The sequence below is a fragment of the Acidovorax sp. LjRoot118 genome (genome assembly GCF_964253575.1).
Classification (GTDB): Bacteria; Pseudomonadota; Gammaproteobacteria; order Burkholderiales; family Burkholderiaceae_C; genus Acidovorax.
The window spans coordinates 271,994-288,315 of the sequence record NZ_CAXURB020000001.1 but is presented as its reverse complement, the minus strand read 5'-3'; the positions used below and the strand labels follow the sequence as shown (position 1 = coordinate 288,315).

Below are 16,322 nucleotides of genomic sequence, written 5' to 3'. Positions count from 1 at the left end.
TTTCCAACCCCCAGCCACTGGCGCGAGCGCGGGGGTCGAATTACCCCCCTGAGTTCCGGCGCTGGGAGTACCTATAGGGGGGGCGTGGTGCGCCCGCAACGGCGGCCGAACACCCTGGCTACCACGCGTGATCAGGCCCTTGAGGCTGGCGGCCGTCACTCGATCGGCGTGGTTCGTTCGGACAGGTTGCCCCTCCACCACCATGAACCGGCGGTCTCCAGTCTCAGGTTCGAGGAAGTCCACTGCCCCCGAGCAAAACACGATGTTCATTCCCATTTCCTTTTTCCTTTTCTTTCTTTAGAGAGAAGAGAGTGAAGAGTTACGCGCTTACACGCACGCGTAACCATGCAACCCGCGCCGCACCTAGCGAGTTACGCGGTTACGCTGTTACGCACACATGCATCACGCGCACCTGCACGCACCCACAGGCGCGCCCCTGCACCCACGCACACCCACACCCGCAACCCTGCGTAACCACATAACCGCGTAACAACCCGCACCAGTGCTCAATCTCAGCGTTACGCACTGGCGTAACCGTGTAACCCAAGCGCTTCATTCATTCCCCCCTGCTGGCTCTGCACCATCGTGGGAGGGGGAGCCCGAGCCATAGCCGATGTACTTGCGCAGTGCCGTGCCAAAGTCGGTCACCGAGCTGCTGGCCCACTCGGTTTCGGTCATGGCATGCTCTGCATCGGGGCCTTTCAGCACAGGCTCAGCCACCAGCAACATGCGGGTGGTCTTCTTCGCCTCACCCGGGCGGGTGACGTTCATGGCCTTGATCCACACGCGCCGCTTCTGCCCCTCCGAAAACCGGATCAGCGTGGGCGTGAACTGGTTGCGCTTGAACGGGTAGCGGTCGCCGGTGCGCTGGCACCACTTCAGGTAGGCCGAATAGGCTTGCTCCACAGCACAGGCCTGGTAGGGAAGATCCAGCTCACCATCCGCCCACTCGACCCAGAACTGTTCAGGGCTCTTGCGGTTGATCTCGATGAGCGCCTTTTTCGCTTCGGTCAAAGGGGCCGGGGAATAGGGCCCGAAGCCATCGAGCGGGTAGTGCAGCAGGTAGTGATAGAAGGCCTCCGCGCCCCCGGAATCACGCCACTTCCCCAGGGCGATGTAGTACTCCGGCTCCTGGGCCGAGGGGGTGTAGACCACCAGGTAGCGCCGATCCGAGTTGTCCAGCGCCAATGGCTGCAACTCGTTCGACAAGAACGCAATGTTCATGTGGTTCTTTTCTTCCCGCCGCGCCAGGTGCTTCGGGTTGATCTGCACCGTGGGCGAGGTGATCAAGGCCTTGAGCCGGTTCTTGTTGTGCACCAGCTCAGCGCGGCTCGACACCTCATCGCCCACCACCAGCAGCTTGCCGCTGCGCCAGTCGTTGTGGTTGTCCTCCAGCTCGTCCTGGCCGACCAGCGAGCCGTACTTCCCATAGATCGACACCATCATGTCGAACAGGAAGTTCTTGCCGGCGCCTTCATCGCCGTGCATCACCACCGCCGTGCGAAGCTTCGCCCCAGGGTGTTGCAGGGGGTAGGCTAGCCATCGCAACAGCCAGTGCATCACCTCTTCACACCCATCCTCGTGCTCGTGGGCGCGGCTCACCAAGAAGCGGATCAGGTCCAGGATCGGATCGACGTTGCCCTCTTTCGGCACCATCTCGATCCCGTCGTACAGGTTTATCGTGGTTTCCGGGTCACACGTCATCGTGGGGTCAAACAGCACGTCATCCAGGCGCACCGTGCGCCGGCGCTCGCTGCCCTTCCACATGCGCACCATGTCCGCCCCATGGGCGTGGCCCATATTGGCGATCTTCATCTGCATCCGTTCGGAGCCATCCCACACCGTGTCGGTGCCATAGATCAGCACGAAGTGCTCCACCAGGTGGTTGAACTTCCCCCAGTCGATGGTTTTCTCTTTCTTGCGTCCCTTCGCCGGCTTGTCGGCTGCATCGCCCTTGGCATCGTCGGGCGGTGCTGATTCGTCGCCAGGGTCTCCACCCCCATCCCCCGACTTGAGCGCAGCTGCGCTACTTTGGGGGAGGGGGGGAGGGGTCGAGCCGGGGCCAGCCGAAACATCCGACTTCGACACAGCACCGCCCTGCCCCTTGCCCGCGCCAAAGTCCACGCGAACGACAGAACTATCGTGCGGCGCTGGCGCGCCGGTGGCAACGTGCGCATGCACTTCTTCGAGTGCATGCGGTGCGGGCTCTACCGCCCCGCCCTGTGGGTCGCTGTCTGGCGTCATTTCAGCCATAGCGCCTCGCCATCATCTCGACCACGCCATCCAACTGCTTTCGCACCGCATCGAGGCCCTCGCGCGCCTGCAGGTCGTTGTAATCGGTGTCCTTGTCCCCGCGCGTGCCCGCAGCAAAGGTGGGCCAGACCAGGTCGCAGCCGTCCACCTTCTTCGCGATGGCCCGGGCAGCAGTGCGGCCGGGGTTCGTAAGGTCGCCCGAGACCGGCTCGCGCGTCTTCCAGTCGTCGTCGGCCAGGATCAAGATCCGCGTGATCGGGTACAGGCTGCGCAGCAGCGGCACCACGTGCGCCAGGTTGCCCGCGTCCAGCGCCACGAACACCGGGTGCGCGCGATCGAGCGCCGCCCGGGCGGTCAGGCCCGTGGCATAGCCCTCGGTCACCAGCAGCAGCGGCGTCGTGGCGGCATCGATATCACCCAGGCGCAGACAGCAACCCGGCTTGTCCATGCCACGCAGATAGAACTTGCCACCATCGGGCTTGATGAACTGCAGCGCTCGCAAGGCGCGGTCCTTCGGCATGTCGTACCGCAACAGCGGCACAAGCACCGTGCCAGCCACCAGGCGCACCACCGTGTCTTCTTCACCAGGGTCGCCCGGCCAGCGCAGCACCAGCTGGTTGCTCAGGTAGCGGCAGGCCTCGCCGGCAACGCCCTTGCGTTCCAGATAGGGCGACTGCCCTTCCTTCTCGCCCTTGCGCCAGATGGCAATCGCTTCGGCCGCAGCGTTCTCAATCTCCTGACGGCGCTCGGCCGCGGCGCGCGCACGCTGCTCGCGCAGCTCGGCTGCACGGCGCTCACGCTCCTCAGGGGACAGGGGCACCCACCCAGGGTCCACCTTCTGCGACGCACCGCCGTGGCGGTACGTGCCGAACGTGCCGACGATGTACGCCCCGCCGCCCTTGTCCTGATCGCGCTTGAACAGGTACAGCTTGTACCAATCCTTGCCGCCCTTGCCGCACGTCACGCTCTTGCGGGTGTCCAGCTTGAGGGGCAGATCCTTGTTCTCTCGCAGCTCGATCCCGAAGGCGCTCATCTGCAGCAGCACCTGCTGGAGGTTGTCCATCAGCGGCCAACCCCCTGCAGGCGTTCCAGGCGGCCGGTGATGTTGGCGAACTCGCCCAGCATCGACTCCAGCCGGCGCGACAGCACTTCGGCCTCGGTCTGCGGTTCCACGGGGATCGGGGGCGCGTAGCCTGCCTCTCGCATGATGTAGGCAGCCAGGCCATGAAAGCCCACCTCGCGCGCCAGGCGCATCAGCAGCAGCAACTGCGAAGGGCTCAGCCGCTCAGCGCGCGACACATTCAGACAGTCGAGCAGGTATCGGCTGGCCGCCTCAGGCGTCTTGTCGGGCCACACCATGGGGCCCACCTTCTTGGCGCCCCCCAGGTGCTTCACGGCGTCACGGGCCGCGTCCAGTTCGTCTTCATACAGAAGGGGATCATTCATCGCTTGCCACCTCTCCACTGTGGGCGCCTAGCCGTTCCGAACGGTTCCGAATCTTTCGGAACCTGTCGGAATGCTTTTTTTGGGCAAAAAAAAGAGACTTCAGTACATGCAAAGGACTGAAGCCATCACCAATAGAAAAACCGCCGGCCGCGCCACCCAGGGAGAGAGGGAGGGAGGAACGGAAAGCACAGCCACCGCTGCAAGCGGCCACGTGGCGGAAAATGCCCTGGGCGGCCTGCAAGCCCCCAGAACAGAAACTGAGAACACCGAAAGAACACATGGGCAACGACAACAACCAGCTGCAGGAGCTGACCGATGCACTGCGCACCGCACTTGCACGGATCGACGCCATCGAGAACACGCTGGGAGCGCTCACGATGCTGGCGGTGCGGCATATGCCGATGGACAAGCGCCCCGGCTTTGCCGAAGCACTGGCCGCGCTGGCAGGCATGGCAGAGAAACAGAAGGACATGGCCAGCGCTACGCTCCTGACCCAGCTGCAGGGGGCTGCTGTCCATGGATCCGGCGGGTAGCCGTCCACGCGGACCACCGCGCGGTGAGGTCGTGGTCTTCCAGCAGCGCGCCCGCATCCGGCTCCAGACCCATTTCCTTCATGACGGCCTGGCCCTCGCTCGTGGCGCCCACCAGGTCGTGCAATTCGACGGCCGCGGCGAGCAGTGCCCGCTCTTCGGGCCTGCGGGTGACCGTGAACACCACTGGGGTGAATGCCTTGCGGTTGCGCAGCGTAGTGCCGGCGCCTTCGGCCCAGCTCTCTGCCATCTCCAGCAATTGGAGGATGAAGGCTTCAGACATGGGCCACCTCCGCCGCTGCGCCCTGGCTGACGTCGTACTGATCCGCGTACTCAGGCCACAGGAATCGCCAGTCCTTTACCAGCTCCCGGCGCGTGACGCTCCCTTCCGAGGCGCGCTCAATAGCGATCGCCAGCTTGGGCGCGCATTCTCGAAAGCTACTCGCGACGTTGCGAAGATGACCGAGGGAAGCTTTCGGCTCCAGCTCCCGCACGCGGTCCGCAAAAGCCACCTTTTCGGCGGGCTTCAATGTCCGGAGGTATTGGATCAATTCCATAAACCCGAGCATACATCATTCGATGTACATCGAACAATGTTGCGCCGGTATTGAAATGCGTCTATGCCTGCAAACAAAGACCCGTTAACGCAAATCCGACGCGATGCACTTCAAGCCTACGGCCGCTCAAAAGGCTGGCAGAAGGATGATGGCACCTGGGAAACCGCCAAGGCCGCCAAGGCCATGGGCAAAGCCAACAGCAAGGCCAGCGACCTCCTGAATGGACGCGGGAGCTTTGGCGCCGCCATCGCCCGAGAGCTGGAAGAAGCTCTCGGTCTGGACCGCTTCCTGCTGGACGGCCTGGAGCCGCCGACAGGAGCCAAAAAGGCCAGGCCACCTGCTGTGATGGACACAATGCCAGAGGGTACGGAGGGTGACATTGAAATCCCTCAGTTCGACGTTATCGGCTCTATGGGCAGTGGTCGTTTGCTGCTGGAAGATCAGCCTGGGCTGATCAAAAGCTGGCGGGTCAACCATGAATGGATCCGGCAGAACGTCAAGAGTTACACCAGCCTCAAAAACCTCTGCATCGTCACAGGCTTCGGAAACTCGATGAAGCCAATGTACAACCCCGGGGATCCATTGCTGCTGGACACCGGTGTGCAGAAGGTTGATCACGAAGGGGTGTTTTTCTTCGCCATCGGCGAGGAGGGCTTCATCAAGCAGCTGCAACGGATCCCCGACCCCCATGGCGCGGGCATGATGCTACGCGCCAAGAGCCGGAACCTGGACTACGACCCCTTCGACATAAGCCCAGCGAATCCGCACTTCGTGGTACTGGGCAAGATCCTCACAGCCTGGAAAAGCGAGCAGTACTGAGTTTCAGGCACACGCAAATTTGCGTTTGCGATCAATGAACTACCATGCCATGCTCAAAGGGAGGGGGAGTTCACATGGTCGATATGGAAGAAGAGTTGCCTCGGTATGCCAAGATCTGCAAGCAATGCGGCACGGTGAACGAGGACGGTGACGCTCTGCCCGGGAGCGGCTGGATAGAACTGCTGCTCTGGCTCTGCTACATCGTCCCAGGCGTGATCTATTCCATCTGGCGACGCACCAAGAAAAATGGCGCATGCACCGCCTGTGGCAGCCGAGACATAGTTCAGGTAGGCACCCCGATCGGCGCTCAGCTGCTGCGCCAGTACCACCCAGGCGCAAGCATTGATGCAGCTACGCCCATGCAAGCACCCGTAGCTCAGCGGCCAGCGCCATCAGGCACCCGGATCGCTAAAGTACTTGGCGCGGTCTTGCTTGCTGTTTTTGCGCTTGCCTTCCTGCAAGGCTTGCTGCATCGCTTTGGCTAGTTCCTAGCCGGTCCAAAACTCGAAACCAACACCTACGGGGTTGATTTTCAAAGAATTTTTCGCCAGTACATCGAATGATGTTGACCTGATGTACACCATTTGATGTAATGCCTTCACGCCCACCCCGGGCGATGGAGGTTTTCATGTCATTCCCAACCAGCGCCGCCGCCTCGGGCACCGAGGTCAACGCGGCAAACGCCACAGCCCAGCGCGATACAGACGCATTCAGCTCGGCTGCCTGGCACGCCACCCAAGCCCGCAGCTTCAGGGCCCAAAAGGCCAAGCTCTCCGGCACTGACACCCTGCCCTGCACGCGGGGCCACTGCGAAAGCATGGCCCGCAAGCACGAGCAGCGCGTCCGCCAAATCGCCCTGCAGTCCGAAATCACGCTGGCAGACCGTGCGCGGCGCCAAGGCGGTGCCGCATGAGCGCCGCCGTCGCCACCATGGCCGCCCGTCCCCAGGGCCAGGCCCACCACCACCCGCGCCTGGGCTTCGAGATCTGGCACCTCGTGGGCCCGCTGGGCTGCGGCAAGAGCCTCTTCGCCCGCCAGGCCGTGGAGGTCATCAACGCGCGCGGCAAGGCCGCCGTTTGGCTGGAGTCCGGTGAGCTGGCCGAAGCGTTCGACGGCAACCCCGCGCGGGCGGCGGAAGGCCTCACCGTGCCGCTGGTGATCCTGCTGGAGGCCAACGATTGGGAGCTGGGTGAACACCCCCGCTACTGGATGCAGGGTGATCGCGTCATCGACCTGACCCACTACGCCACCAGCATCCAGCGCCGCCCCGGCCTGGACCGCATGCTGGTGCTGGCCATGCTCAAGCAACCCACGCTCAGCATGGACTACCTGATCAGCCAGGCCAAGACGCAGTACTGCGACCTGCAGCGTTCGATGATGGATCTGTCGGGCATCGCCACTCAGCGCGCAGGCGGTGCGGCATGAGCGCCGAAGCCCAAACAACAGCGCAGCGGCCACTGTGCGTGGACTGCAAGCACTTCACCACCGGTGATGTGAAGTACGAAGCGTTTGAACGCTGCGCACATCCGTCCCACGGGGTGAGCCTCGTGGACGGTAGACCCGTTCAGCTCAGCTGCGCACGGCAACGCACCACCAGCGATCGCTACCCCGGTGCATGCGGGAAGGAAGGACGATTCTTCGAGGAAGGGCCTGCGATCCGCCACGCATCAATTCCACCATGGATGCAAAACGGCTTCCTGTTGGCTCTGGCAGTGAAAGCTCCTGCCGACTACGGCAACGACGCCATTGCCATTGCTGACAACCACGGCAACACGGACTACTACTTCCGTCGACGCATCTGCCCGCCCACCTGGGGCCCGGAAATGGACTGGCATCCATCGCAATATCGCCGACACCAGCTGCGGGTTGATTCGGCGGGCCGTGAATGGAGATGCGGAACAACCACGGTGTTTGTCTGCAATGACTTCGGCGACCTTGTCGAGGTGGCATCTTGACCGCCGCCCGCCTCTCCCCAGCCATGCGCAACATGCTGCGCGCCGCCATCGCTGGCAAGCCCGTGCCGAACGGCGAGACGCGTGCCGCGCTGATCGCACGCAGCATGCTGACGGATGCCGGCCAGCCCACGGCCGCCGGCCGCGCGGTCTTCGCCCCACAACAGCCCACGGCCTGCAGGGAGCCAGCATGCTGACCTTCCGCATCAAGGTGCCCGGGCGCATCGCATACGACGGCATCTTCGCTTCTTACCAGGCAGCCCAGGCCGACGCCGAGCGCCAGTTTCCGGGCTCGCACCCGGCCTGCGTGATCTGCCTCTCGCGCAAGCAACAAGGCGGTGCATCGTGAGCGCCCCCATCGAGCTCGACGGGCCGCACGTCAACCGCCGCCGCCAACGCCGCCGCGCGATCGCACTGGCGGTACTGGGCGCCCTGCTGCTGGCCTCGCCCTTCATTGCCACGGCCATCGCCGCAGGCCTGCGAGGTTGAGCATGCCCGACGTCATCGTCTTCGCCGCGCTCTATCTGCGCAACCTCGTGGAGATGGACGGCATCCACGTCCGCGCGCTGGCCGCCACGCACATGGACATGGACCTGCGCCGCTATCGCAAGACCCACCCGCTGAAAGGCCCCAAGCCATGACCACCAGCACCTTGCAGCTGCGCATCCGTGGCCCTGTCACGGCCTGCGAATACCGCACCACGCGCGCCGGCATGCCGGTTGTCGAGGTGCACCTCACGGACACGGCCAGCGGCCAGGCGATCCACGCCACGCACGCCTACCCCGACAAGAGCCCGGCCAACTTCATCGCCGCGCGCTCGCTGGCCAGCAGCCTGCGCGGCCAGGTCGCCGAGTTCGACGCCACCAACCCGCGATTTCGCGCCAAGCGCCTCGACTGCGACGCCGCGCACATCGCCCTGCCCCTGCAACACCACCAATCAACACGCAAGGACCTGGAATGAGCCAGATCGAAAGCACCAGCACGCGCTGGATCCTCACCGCCGCCGGCACGCAGCACTTCCTCGGCGGGAGTGATGTCGCCTTCAACGAATTCGACATCCGCTGGATTGCCCACAGTTGCGCCCAGATCAACCGCTACACCGGGCACACCAGTCGCCCTCTGTGCGTGGCAGAGCACCAGCTTCTCTGCGCCGATATCGCAGCGCAGATCAAGCTGCCTGCCGTCGTGCAGTTGGCCTGCCTGATGCACGACGCCCACGAGGCCATTACCGGCGACTGCACCTCGCCAGTCAAAGCCGAGCTGGGCCAGGTCTGGAACGACTTCGAGGCACCGCACGCCCAGGCGGTGCGCCGCTGGTTCGGCCTGACCGCGACCTTCGTGGGCTACCGCGAACACATCCGCCAGATCGACCTGATGGCGCTCGCCACCGAGCGCCGGGATCTGATGCTCTGGCACAGAGGGGCGCGCCTGCCTTGGGCGGTGCTGGACACGCCTGGGGCCGAAGTCCCGGCCGCCGACTGGATCCGCCTCGACACCGATGCTCGCGCAGACACCAGCTGGGCTACGTGGTCGACGCTCTATCTGGAGCGATTCCACCAACTGCGCAGCGAGGTCGCCGCAGCGGCTACCGCCCTCATCAGCCAACCCCACCAGGCCCAAGCATGAACCCCCGTCTCCCTCACATTGCCGGCCTCAGCGCCATCGGCACCCAGCCCAGCACCATCAAGGGCGTGCCCCAGATCAGCCCTATCCCATCGCAGGCCGAGATCCACGCGCGCCGCCTCAGCGAGCGTCTGGAGCTGGCCAGTAGCGAGCTGCCCGTGCGCAACAGCACCATGCGCCAGGCCTACACCGGCGCCGAGCTGCGCACGCCCCACCGCCCGGGCTGCATGGATGCCTTCGCCCTGCCCAGCCAGACGTGCTTTGGCAAGACCACTCCACGGGGGCACTGACCATGGCACCCAAGCTACCCAAAGACCCGCTGATCGGCCGCACGGCCCTCATCAGCCGCGACGCCACCACTACAAAGGGCAAGCCGCACCCGCACGCGGGCGCTGAGGGCCTGATCGAAGGCAGGACGCCCAACGGCCGCCAATACCAGATCGTGATCGGCGATGAAATCTTCAACTTGCCCATGGACCAATTCACGGTGGTGGGTGCGATGGAACCGGCGGCGAACGAGAACGTTCTCGCCCTGGATCTGCTGGTGCCCAGCAAGACCAACCGCGAAGTGGTCGAGGACGAAGAGCTGCTGGCAAGCGCTGCCACCGTCAAGCTGTACGGCATCCTGCAGCCCCTGCTGGTGCGTCCAATCCCACCCGAGCGCCTGCAGGACACCTTCGAAGATCCGGCCACCAGACGCGCCACGCACGAGATCATCGCGGGCGAGCGCCGCTATGTGATGGCCCGCATCGCAGGCCTGCGCGCCGTGCCGGTGCTGATCAAGCATGCGGATGGCGTCACGGCCGCCACGATGCAGCTGGTCGAAAACATCCATCGCAAGAACCTCAACCCGCTTCAGGAAGCGAGCCATATCCAGCATTTGATTGACGCCTACGGCCTCACCCGTGAAGCCGTGGCCGACGCCATCAACATGGGCCGAACACACGTGTTCGAAACCCTGCGCTTGCTCAACATCTGCCCCGACGCCATGGCCGCGCTTAAGGCCGGCACCCTGAATCGCAGCCTGGCCCTGCTAGTGGCTCAGCGCCCCACGCCAGAGCTGCAGGTCGAATTCCTGAAGAAGGTGCTCACGGACGGGCCCGATGGCGGTCCGATGAGCCACAGTGCCGCCAAAGCTCTGGCAAAGCAGCACTACATGACGGACCTCACAAAGGCCCCGTTCGACACGAAAGATGCGGACCTGGTGTTCGTGGCCGGCGCCTGCACCACATGCGCCAAGCGCACCGGCGCCAACCCCGAACTGTGGGACAAGGCCGGTACAGACGTCTGTACTGACACCGCTTGCTTCAAGGTCAAGAAGGATGCCCATTACGAGCAGTTGACCAAGGCCGCCCAAGCCAAGGGCCGCAAGGTCATCACCGGCCGCGAGGCCCGCGAGCTGATGCCCACCGAGAACAGCACGCCCGTTGGCTATCTGCTGCTGGACAAGCCCACCCACGGCAGCGGCGAGCCCGTGCGCCAGCTGCTGGGCCAGGACGTGCCCGCCGGCAAGGTCGTGCTGATCGAGACCCCCAGCGGCGCCATGGTCGAAGCCATCCCCCAGCGCGCGGCCGGCGCCGCCTTGGAGGCCAAGGGCAAGGCCGAGAAGCCTGCCAAGGGCAGCAAGCCCGCCGAGCGCACAGCCGAGGAGGTGCAGCAGGAGCACAGCACGCGCTGGCGTCGGCGCGCGGTCATGGAAACCATTGAGGCGCTGAAGGACTTCGACGGGCCGGCGACCATACCGGCGGTGGTGGCCTGCCGCTACATACTCAACGAAGCCCGCGAGACCGACGAAGCGGTGGTGGCGAAGATCTTCAATCTGCAGCCGAACTTCAACGACTCTGAACTCGCCGAGGCGGTAGAGAAAGTCGGGGGCATGCCACTCAAGGTGCAGCTGCAGGCGCTGATGATGCTGGCCTGCGCGGTGGACCTCACCGAGCTATTCGACCGCCCGACCTACGAAGCCCGCCAACTCAGCGCGTGTGCCGAGATAGTCGGTGTAGATATCGACATCATCATGCGCCAGGTTGCCCAGGAAATGGACGATGAAGCCATGGACCGCGCAGCCGAGGCAAACACGCCAGCTGCACCGCCCGACCAGGCCACGCCCAAGCTCAAGCCCCGGGGCAAAGGCAAGGCGGTGGACGGCACCGGCAAGGCCAGCAAGGCCGAGGTGATGCAAGGCATCGCGGAGGCAATGCAGCAAGCCGAGCAGCTCAACAATTTCTCTGATGGGCAGGCAGTCAAGATCAAGACCGACATCAGGGGCCTTACGGGCGACGTGCTCTCCACCAAGGGCGCCATCGCAACCATCGTTCGCGCGGAGGGCCGGCAGTGGGTCGTGTCGGTGCCTGATCCATGGCCCTTCCCTGGCACTGCCGGCCAGCCGATGGAATTGACGGTGGACTACACCGATCTGGAGGCCGCGTAATGGAGATCGTCAAACACTTCCACATGGCGGGTGGCGTCGGCAGCGGCGCGGCTGGCTTCAATGATGCGGATCCCTCCATTGGCCCCATCAAGGGCCAGATGGTGTGTGTGGGCGGCATGGACGTGGATCCGCGCGCCTGCCGCGACTTCAAGCGCCTCACGGGCGTGGAACAGGCCTGCGTGGACCTGTTCACGCTGGGCATGTATCGCCGCTTTCACGGCACCATGCCGCCCGCGGGCTGGCGCGAGGCCATGCCCGACGATGTGCGCAAGGCAGCGCACGGGCACTTCCCCGACATCATCTTCACGAGCATGCCCTGCAAGGGGTTCTCGGGCCTGCTGAGCGCACAAAAGGCTGACACCGACAAATACGCCGCGCTCAATGAGCTGGTGCCCCGCTCCATGATGCTTGTGATGGAGGCGTTCGCCGACAACCTGCCCGGGCTGTTCGTCTTTGAAAACGTGCCGCGCATCGCCAGCCGGGGCCGCGAGCTGCTGGACCAGGTGGACAGCCTCATGAAGTACTACGGCTTCGTGGGGGCCGAGACCGTGCACGACTGCGGCCTGTTGGGCGATGGCCTGGCGCAGAGCCGCAAGCGCATGCTCAAGGTGTTTCGCCACGTGAAGAAGGTGCCGCCGTTTCTGTACGAGCCGCACCGGGCCCGGCGCCTTCACGCTGTCGGCGACGTGCTGCGCCACATGCCCCTGCCGGGCGACGTCGATGCCGCAGGCCCCATGCACCGCGTGCCCGCGCTGCAGTGGAAGACCTGGGTGCGCCTGGCCTTTGTGGAGGCGGGCAGCGACTGGCGCAGCCTGAACAAGCTGGCGGTGGAGGATGGCAAGCTACGCGACTACCTGCTGGTGCCCGAGATGCACCACGGGGTGTTGGGCGTTAACGAATGGACCGCCCCTACCGGCACAGTCACCGGTCGCACTGGCCCGCTCAACGGCAACAACTCGGTGGCAGACGTGCGCTTCGACCAGTCCGCGAAGTGGAAGGACGGCCAGGCCCTGGGCGTGCGCCGCTGGAGCGACAGCACTGGCACCGTGGCCGGGCAGACCGGCCCCCTGCAGGGCGCCTACAGCGTGGCCGACGTGCGGCACCAGGGCGCGCCCAAGCACTCCAATGAGTTCCGCATCGTCGCATGGGACCGCGCCGCAATGGCCGTCACCAGCGCGCACGGCTCGGGCCAGGCCGTGGCAGATCCACGCCCTCAGCGTGATGGTCCTCTGTTCTCGAAATACCCAGTCACGCAGTGGGACCAGCCCACGGGAACCGTTATCGGCGGCGATGACATGGGCGCCTATGCGGTCGCAGACCTGCGCCGCGAAGGTCCGGCCTTTGCGAAGTACGCCGTGACGGCATACGACGAACCCGCAGGCACGGTGATTTCGGGCAGCACCACGGGCCAGGGCGCTTTCGCCGTGGCCGACGTGCGCGCAGGCCTGCAGCGCGCGGCCGGCGATCACTACCTCACCGGCGGCCACTACGGCGTGGTGCCTTGGGCCGCGGCCAGCGGCGCCGTCAGCGCCTCGGCATGCCACGACAACGGCCCGTGGTCCTGCGCAGATCCGCGCACAACTGGGGGTGAGGGCTGCGAACCCGTGGGCTTTGTCATGCCCGCAGCCAACGCGAAATTGGTGTGCCGCATCCAGGCGCTGGACGGTACATGGCACCGCCCTTTCACAACGATGGAGCTGGCGGCGCTGCAAAGCCTGATCGATCCGGAGGAGTGGTTCTCCCCTCAGGGGCCCGGCGGCCGTGGCGAGCACTTCGTTCTAGACGGCGCGAGCGACCAGCGCTGGCGTGAAGGCATCGGCAACGCCGTGCCCCGCAAGAGCGCCAAGGCCATCGGCCAGGTCATGGGCCAAACCATCCTGCTCGCCCGCTCGGGCGAGACCTTCGCCTTGGGCAGCACGCCCATCTGGGTGCGGCCCCTGGCGGTCGCGCTCAGCGTCGATCATGCGGGGGGGCTGCATGCCTAAAGCTCAGCATCCAGCCTGCGCACTCCCGATCACAATGCGCGTGGCACGCGCCCGGGCTGCCCGCCTCTCCAAGGCCGAGATCACGGAAGCGATCACGCCCATGCGGGATAGCGCGAAGTACTTGCGCGCCGGCGTGGCCAGCGAAGACCATTTCGTGGTCTACCGCAGCTATGTACGCATCGCCCGTGCGATCGAGGAGCTGCGCTACTTCCGTGGTCTGTCCGAGCACATCACTGCGGCCTTATGCGCCTGCAGCGCCATCGATCAGCGGGCCACCGCAAGAGGCGTGTGGTCCCCTGTCGAACTCACTCTCGAAGAGTGCGACGCCATCGACTGCATGGTGGACCTGCACGACGTGCAGCTTCACCAGCTCACTGCCGGCGAGCTTCACACCGCCGTGCACCGCGTCATCGCCGAAGCCATGGGCGAAGTCGTGCTCGACCCGGCCGGCGCCACCATCACCCCCCTGGAGGCATCAGCATGATCCCCGCAATAGACAGGCCCGGGACCAAGCTGCCCGCGCTCAGCATCCGCCAGCCCTGGGCATGGCTCATCGTCGCCGGATTCAAAGACATCGAGAACCGCACGTGGCCGACCAGCTTTCGCGGAGAGCTGCTGGTGCACGCGGGCAAAACGATGTCCCGCCGCTACTACGACCAGACCTGTGAAGAGCTGTTCCGCATGGGCCTTCTTCCCGAGTCCACGCCGGCATTCGAAGCGCTCGACCTCGGCGGCTTCGTCGGCTGGACGCGCATCGTGGACTGCCGGGTAGTGCACCCCTCGCCTTGGAAGCAAGAGGGCTCACACGGCTTCGTGCTGCGCGACAGCCGGCCCATGCCCTTCGTGCCTTACACCGGCCGCCTGGGCTTTTTCGACGTGCCGAAGTCCGCGCTTGCGATGGAGGCCCAGCCAGCATGACCACGCCCGCAACCAAACCCCAGCGCATCCAACTCTCACGCGCGAAGGGTTGGCGCATGCCGCCCAACACCGTGAAGGTGGACCGCACCACGAAGTGGGGCAACCCCTGGCGCATTGTGAAGCGTGACGACGGTCGTTGGTGGTGCGAAGGCCCTACCGGCTACTGGCAAGTGCCGACCAAGGCTGCAGGTCTTATCCAGGCAATCGAACAGCACGCTGCAGACGCAGAAATACACGCGGAGCACTTCGGGTTCGATCTCATCCTTCGCGAATTGCGCGGCAAGAACCTCGCATGCTGGTGCCGGCTGGACCAGCCCTGTCACGCCGACATCCTCCTAAAGCTCGCCAACCCGGAGCCCACACCATGAGCGCGCCCACAACCACATCCAGTCTGCTCACCCAGGCATTCATCGCAGAAAAGTACGGCCTGCGGCTCAACACGCAACAGCTGGCAGAGGTCATGGGCATCACGCGCCCGGCGGTGCTTAACCAGATCTCGGCGAACACCTTCCCCATCAAAACCTACAAGGACGCCGGCCAGCGCTGGGCCGACTACCGCGACGTGGCGGCGCACTTCGACCAGTGCCGCCTACTCGCCGCCTGAAGTTTCTTCGGCCGCACCGCCTGGAGCCGGCGGGCGGCGCTTCTCGGCCAGCTTGCTCTGCAGCACGCTCTCGGGCTTGAGGTTGGTATAGCGCTTGAGGTGGGCCCACGACTTGTGCCCGGTCACCAGCGCCACCTCCTGGATCTGAAAGCCCAGCTCGAACAGCGCACTGGTGCACTCGTGCCGCATGTCATGCACGTGCAGGTCTTCAACGCCGCACGCATCGCACGCCTCCTTGAAATACTTGCTCAGCGTCTGCGGGTGGATCGGAAAGTACCGGTCATCCTCAGGGTCCGCGCTGGGTGGCTGACGCTGCAGCAACTCCCACACATCATCGAACAGCGGCACCCACTGATCGTGCCCAACCTTCTGCCGTGGGTGCTTGCGGTCTTTGACCAGCAGCATGCGCTTGCTCGGGTCAACGTCGCGCCGGCGCGCACGCACCACCTCGCCGCGCCGCATCGAGGTGCCAACCGCAAACCGCACCGCATCGGCATAGATCAGGCCGCGCCTTTCGGTCAGTGCCTGGAGCACCGTCAGCAATTCATGCTGTGTGGGCCTGCGCGTGCGTGCGTTGCCCGGGCCGATCAAATGGCTGTGCGACAGCAGCGGCCGCGCTGCAGCCACTACATCGGGCAACTGCACCTTCAGCGCCATGGCTCCATATCGCATCACGGTGCCAAGTTTGGAGATCTCCATGTTGATCGTGTAGGGCAGCACCTGCTCCTCGGCCCGCATTTCGCAGTACCCAACCAAGTCGGTGGGCGATATCCGCATGGCATCGAGAAACCCCAGCTCCTTCTCCAGCCGGTTGATCACGTAGTGCTCGCTCGACGTCGGCAGGATCGGCCGTGAGCCATTGCGCAACTTGCGATAGGACCCAATCAGGTCAGACACAAGCAGCGCCCGCCCCATGACGGCCGCAGGCTTCGGCGCCAGGTCGCGGTCTATGTCGGCCTCGATCCCACGCGCCCAAGCCTCGGCCTGCGCCTTGACCCTGAAGGTCTTGCAATATGATGGATGGCCTTTGCGGCGGACCAGCGCCCGCCACTTCTCGCCCACCTGGATGATGCTCGCCACATGCGCCCCTTGTAGGGAGTGATACCCGTATCACTCCGTATCACTGACTGAATGAGACAGCATGATACGAGGTTAGCTCTACATAGGAGAAGGCCCGGCAACCGTAAGCTAGAATCCTTACACC

Annotated in this window: 25 protein-coding genes; 19 read left to right on the top strand and 6 right to left on the bottom strand. The window is 64.7% G+C overall.

Going from position 1 to position 16,322, the window contains the following annotated elements; genetic code table 11:
• Window positions 1-552: 552 nt before the first annotated feature.
• From ACSQ9E_RS01395 to ACSQ9E_RS01385, 3 genes are read right to left on the bottom strand one after another with little or no spacing between them, the layout of a single operon-like run.
• Window positions 553-2,253, bottom strand: a complete 1,701-nt coding sequence (locus ACSQ9E_RS01395) for a primase-helicase family protein (RefSeq protein WP_436216665.1) — start codon at window positions 2,251-2,253, stop codon at window positions 553-555.
• Window positions 2,246-3,316, bottom strand: coding sequence for a toprim domain-containing protein (locus tag ACSQ9E_RS01390; protein ID WP_436216664.1), 1,071 nt, complete (start codon window positions 3,314-3,316; stop codon window positions 2,246-2,248). The genes ACSQ9E_RS01395 and ACSQ9E_RS01390 overlap by 8 nt, the downstream gene beginning before the upstream one ends.
• Entirely contained in the window at window positions 3,316-3,699 is a 384-nt protein-coding gene (locus ACSQ9E_RS01385) for a hypothetical protein (RefSeq protein ID WP_436216663.1), read from the bottom strand. Before ACSQ9E_RS01385 ends, ACSQ9E_RS01390 begins: the two co-directional genes overlap by 1 nt.
• 278 nt (window positions 3,700-3,977) lie before the next feature.
• Between ACSQ9E_RS01385 and ACSQ9E_RS01380 the strand changes: the two genes are divergently transcribed.
• Window positions 3,978-4,232: a hypothetical protein gene (locus ACSQ9E_RS01380; protein WP_436216662.1), complete on the top strand. Its 255-nt coding sequence runs from the start codon at window positions 3,978-3,980 to the stop codon at window positions 4,230-4,232.
• Here ACSQ9E_RS01380 and ACSQ9E_RS01375 read toward each other — a convergent pair.
• Window positions 4,180-4,512 carry a hypothetical protein gene (locus tag ACSQ9E_RS01375; protein ID WP_436216661.1) on the bottom strand — a complete coding sequence of 111 codons (333 nt, stop codon included), beginning with the start codon at window positions 4,510-4,512 and terminating at the stop codon, window positions 4,180-4,182. The genes ACSQ9E_RS01380 and ACSQ9E_RS01375 overlap by 53 nt on opposite strands.
• Complete coding sequence (locus ACSQ9E_RS01370; RefSeq protein WP_436216660.1) at window positions 4,505-4,786, bottom strand: hypothetical protein; 282 nt, start codon at window positions 4,784-4,786, stop codon at window positions 4,505-4,507. Before ACSQ9E_RS01370 ends, ACSQ9E_RS01375 begins: the two co-directional genes overlap by 8 nt.
• Before the next feature lie 63 nt (window positions 4,787-4,849).
• On the opposite strand from ACSQ9E_RS01370, the gene ACSQ9E_RS01365 reads away from it, so the two are divergent.
• From ACSQ9E_RS01365 to ACSQ9E_RS01280, 18 genes are all read left to right on the top strand, one after another.
• On the top strand, window positions 4,850-5,605 hold the full coding sequence (locus tag ACSQ9E_RS01365; RefSeq protein ID WP_436216659.1) for a S24 family peptidase: 756 nt from the start codon (window positions 4,850-4,852) through the stop codon (window positions 5,603-5,605).
• A gap of 74 nt (window positions 5,606-5,679) precedes the next feature.
• Window positions 5,680-6,090 carry a hypothetical protein gene (locus tag ACSQ9E_RS01360; protein WP_436216658.1) on the top strand — a complete coding sequence of 137 codons (411 nt, stop codon included), beginning with the start codon at window positions 5,680-5,682 and terminating at the stop codon, window positions 6,088-6,090.
• 143 nt (window positions 6,091-6,233) lie between these two features.
• The gene (locus ACSQ9E_RS01355; protein WP_436216657.1) at window positions 6,234-6,518 is read left to right on the top strand and encodes a hypothetical protein; all 285 of its coding nucleotides are present in this window, start codon (window positions 6,234-6,236) and stop codon (window positions 6,516-6,518) included.
• Window positions 6,515-7,030: a hypothetical protein gene (locus tag ACSQ9E_RS01350; protein ID WP_436216656.1), complete on the top strand. Its 516-nt coding sequence runs from the start codon at window positions 6,515-6,517 to the stop codon at window positions 7,028-7,030. The genes ACSQ9E_RS01355 and ACSQ9E_RS01350 overlap by 4 nt, the downstream gene beginning before the upstream one ends.
• Window positions 7,027-7,560 (top strand): hypothetical protein, encoded by a 534-nt coding sequence (locus ACSQ9E_RS01345; protein WP_436216655.1) that lies wholly within the window; start codon window positions 7,027-7,029, stop codon window positions 7,558-7,560. Before ACSQ9E_RS01350 ends, ACSQ9E_RS01345 begins: the two co-directional genes overlap by 4 nt.
• Window positions 7,557-7,754 carry a hypothetical protein gene (locus ACSQ9E_RS01340; RefSeq protein WP_436216654.1) on the top strand — a complete coding sequence of 66 codons (198 nt, stop codon included), beginning with the start codon at window positions 7,557-7,559 and terminating at the stop codon, window positions 7,752-7,754. The genes ACSQ9E_RS01345 and ACSQ9E_RS01340 overlap by 4 nt, the downstream gene beginning before the upstream one ends.
• The gene (locus tag ACSQ9E_RS01335) at window positions 7,748-7,906 is read left to right on the top strand and encodes a hypothetical protein (RefSeq protein WP_436216653.1); all 159 of its coding nucleotides are present in this window, start codon (window positions 7,748-7,750) and stop codon (window positions 7,904-7,906) included. The genes ACSQ9E_RS01340 and ACSQ9E_RS01335 overlap by 7 nt, the downstream gene beginning before the upstream one ends.
• Window positions 7,903-8,046 (top strand): hypothetical protein, encoded by a 144-nt coding sequence (locus ACSQ9E_RS01330; RefSeq protein ID WP_436216652.1) that lies wholly within the window; start codon window positions 7,903-7,905, stop codon window positions 8,044-8,046. The genes ACSQ9E_RS01335 and ACSQ9E_RS01330 overlap by 4 nt, the downstream gene beginning before the upstream one ends.
• A 2-nt stretch (window positions 8,047-8,048) precedes the next feature.
• Window positions 8,049-8,198: a hypothetical protein gene (locus ACSQ9E_RS01325; RefSeq protein WP_436216651.1), complete on the top strand. Its 150-nt coding sequence runs from the start codon at window positions 8,049-8,051 to the stop codon at window positions 8,196-8,198.
• Window positions 8,195-8,518: a hypothetical protein gene (locus ACSQ9E_RS01320; RefSeq protein ID WP_436216650.1), complete on the top strand. Its 324-nt coding sequence runs from the start codon at window positions 8,195-8,197 to the stop codon at window positions 8,516-8,518. Before ACSQ9E_RS01325 ends, ACSQ9E_RS01320 begins: the two co-directional genes overlap by 4 nt.
• Complete coding sequence (locus ACSQ9E_RS01315) at window positions 8,515-9,183, top strand: hypothetical protein (RefSeq protein ID WP_436216649.1); 669 nt, start codon at window positions 8,515-8,517, stop codon at window positions 9,181-9,183. The genes ACSQ9E_RS01320 and ACSQ9E_RS01315 overlap by 4 nt, the downstream gene beginning before the upstream one ends.
• A complete protein-coding gene (locus ACSQ9E_RS01310; protein ID WP_436216648.1) occupies window positions 9,180-9,470 on the top strand; it encodes a hypothetical protein in 291 nt (96 codons plus the stop codon). The genes ACSQ9E_RS01315 and ACSQ9E_RS01310 overlap by 4 nt, the downstream gene beginning before the upstream one ends.
• A 2-nt stretch (window positions 9,471-9,472) precedes the next feature.
• Window positions 9,473-11,611, top strand: coding sequence for a ParB/RepB/Spo0J family partition protein (locus ACSQ9E_RS01305; RefSeq protein ID WP_436216647.1), 2,139 nt, complete (start codon window positions 9,473-9,475; stop codon window positions 11,609-11,611).
• On the top strand, window positions 11,611-13,596 hold the full coding sequence (locus ACSQ9E_RS01300) for a DNA cytosine methyltransferase (protein ID WP_436216646.1): 1,986 nt from the start codon (window positions 11,611-11,613) through the stop codon (window positions 13,594-13,596). The genes ACSQ9E_RS01305 and ACSQ9E_RS01300 overlap by 1 nt, the downstream gene beginning before the upstream one ends.
• Before the next feature lie 34 nt (window positions 13,597-13,630).
• Window positions 13,631-14,080, top strand: coding sequence for a hypothetical protein (locus ACSQ9E_RS01295; protein WP_436216645.1), 450 nt, complete (start codon window positions 13,631-13,633; stop codon window positions 14,078-14,080).
• Window positions 14,077-14,514: an ASCH domain-containing protein gene (locus ACSQ9E_RS01290; protein WP_436216644.1), complete on the top strand. Its 438-nt coding sequence runs from the start codon at window positions 14,077-14,079 to the stop codon at window positions 14,512-14,514. Before ACSQ9E_RS01295 ends, ACSQ9E_RS01290 begins: the two co-directional genes overlap by 4 nt.
• Window positions 14,511-14,882 (top strand): DUF4326 domain-containing protein, encoded by a 372-nt coding sequence (locus tag ACSQ9E_RS01285; protein ID WP_436216643.1) that lies wholly within the window; start codon window positions 14,511-14,513, stop codon window positions 14,880-14,882. The genes ACSQ9E_RS01290 and ACSQ9E_RS01285 overlap by 4 nt, the downstream gene beginning before the upstream one ends.
• Window positions 14,879-15,118 carry a hypothetical protein gene (locus tag ACSQ9E_RS01280; RefSeq protein ID WP_436216642.1) on the top strand — a complete coding sequence of 80 codons (240 nt, stop codon included), beginning with the start codon at window positions 14,879-14,881 and terminating at the stop codon, window positions 15,116-15,118. The genes ACSQ9E_RS01285 and ACSQ9E_RS01280 overlap by 4 nt, the downstream gene beginning before the upstream one ends.
• On the opposite strand, the gene ACSQ9E_RS01275 is transcribed toward ACSQ9E_RS01280, so the two are convergent.
• Window positions 15,104-16,198: a site-specific integrase gene (locus ACSQ9E_RS01275; RefSeq protein WP_436216641.1), complete on the bottom strand. Its 1,095-nt coding sequence runs from the start codon at window positions 16,196-16,198 to the stop codon at window positions 15,104-15,106. The two genes, ACSQ9E_RS01280 and ACSQ9E_RS01275, sit on opposite strands and share 15 nt — an antisense overlap.
• Window positions 16,199-16,322 lie beyond the last annotated feature (124 nt).

What these genes read in the sequence shown, in the direction of transcription:
- ACSQ9E_RS01335 (WP_436216653.1), top strand. Translation starts at nt 7,748, where the DNA reads ATGCTGACCTTCCGCATCAAGGTGCCCGGGCGCATCGCATACGACGGC.
- ACSQ9E_RS01280 (WP_436216642.1), top strand. Translation starts at nt 14,879, where the DNA reads ATGAGCGCGCCCACAACCACATCCAGTCTGCTCACCCAGGCATTCATC.
- ACSQ9E_RS01325 (WP_436216651.1), top strand. Translation starts at nt 8,049, where the DNA reads ATGCCCGACGTCATCGTCTTCGCCGCGCTCTATCTGCGCAACCTCGTG.
- ACSQ9E_RS01385 (WP_436216663.1), bottom strand. Translation starts at nt 3,699, where the DNA reads ATGAATGATCCCCTTCTGTATGAAGACGAACTGGACGCGGCCCGTGAC.
- ACSQ9E_RS01345 (WP_436216655.1), top strand. Translation starts at nt 7,027, where the DNA reads ATGAGCGCCGAAGCCCAAACAACAGCGCAGCGGCCACTGTGCGTGGAC.
- ACSQ9E_RS01300 (WP_436216646.1), top strand. Translation starts at nt 11,611, where the DNA reads ATGGAGATCGTCAAACACTTCCACATGGCGGGTGGCGTCGGCAGCGGC.
- ACSQ9E_RS01395 (WP_436216665.1), bottom strand. Translation starts at nt 2,253, where the DNA reads ATGGCTGAAATGACGCCAGACAGCGACCCACAGGGCGGGGCGGTAGAG.
- ACSQ9E_RS01365 (WP_436216659.1), top strand. Translation starts at nt 4,850, where the DNA reads ATGCCTGCAAACAAAGACCCGTTAACGCAAATCCGACGCGATGCACTT.
- ACSQ9E_RS01285 (WP_436216643.1), top strand. Translation starts at nt 14,511, where the DNA reads ATGACCACGCCCGCAACCAAACCCCAGCGCATCCAACTCTCACGCGCG.
- ACSQ9E_RS01380 (WP_436216662.1), top strand. Translation starts at nt 3,978, where the DNA reads ATGGGCAACGACAACAACCAGCTGCAGGAGCTGACCGATGCACTGCGC.
- ACSQ9E_RS01350 (WP_436216656.1), top strand. Translation starts at nt 6,515, where the DNA reads ATGAGCGCCGCCGTCGCCACCATGGCCGCCCGTCCCCAGGGCCAGGCC.
- ACSQ9E_RS01355 (WP_436216657.1), top strand. Translation starts at nt 6,234, where the DNA reads ATGTCATTCCCAACCAGCGCCGCCGCCTCGGGCACCGAGGTCAACGCG.
- ACSQ9E_RS01290 (WP_436216644.1), top strand. Translation starts at nt 14,077, where the DNA reads ATGATCCCCGCAATAGACAGGCCCGGGACCAAGCTGCCCGCGCTCAGC.
- ACSQ9E_RS01305 (WP_436216647.1), top strand. Translation starts at nt 9,473, where the DNA reads ATGGCACCCAAGCTACCCAAAGACCCGCTGATCGGCCGCACGGCCCTC.
- ACSQ9E_RS01375 (WP_436216661.1), bottom strand. Translation starts at nt 4,512, where the DNA reads ATGTCTGAAGCCTTCATCCTCCAATTGCTGGAGATGGCAGAGAGCTGG.
- ACSQ9E_RS01315 (WP_436216649.1), top strand. Translation starts at nt 8,515, where the DNA reads ATGAGCCAGATCGAAAGCACCAGCACGCGCTGGATCCTCACCGCCGCC.
- ACSQ9E_RS01360 (WP_436216658.1), top strand. Translation starts at nt 5,680, where the DNA reads ATGGTCGATATGGAAGAAGAGTTGCCTCGGTATGCCAAGATCTGCAAG.
- ACSQ9E_RS01310 (WP_436216648.1), top strand. Translation starts at nt 9,180, where the DNA reads ATGAACCCCCGTCTCCCTCACATTGCCGGCCTCAGCGCCATCGGCACC.
- ACSQ9E_RS01390 (WP_436216664.1), bottom strand. Translation starts at nt 3,316, where the DNA reads ATGGACAACCTCCAGCAGGTGCTGCTGCAGATGAGCGCCTTCGGGATC.
- ACSQ9E_RS01320 (WP_436216650.1), top strand. Translation starts at nt 8,195, where the DNA reads ATGACCACCAGCACCTTGCAGCTGCGCATCCGTGGCCCTGTCACGGCC.
- ACSQ9E_RS01295 (WP_436216645.1), top strand. Translation starts at nt 13,631, where the DNA reads ATGCGCGTGGCACGCGCCCGGGCTGCCCGCCTCTCCAAGGCCGAGATC.
- ACSQ9E_RS01370 (WP_436216660.1), bottom strand. Translation starts at nt 4,786, where the DNA reads ATGGAATTGATCCAATACCTCCGGACATTGAAGCCCGCCGAAAAGGTG.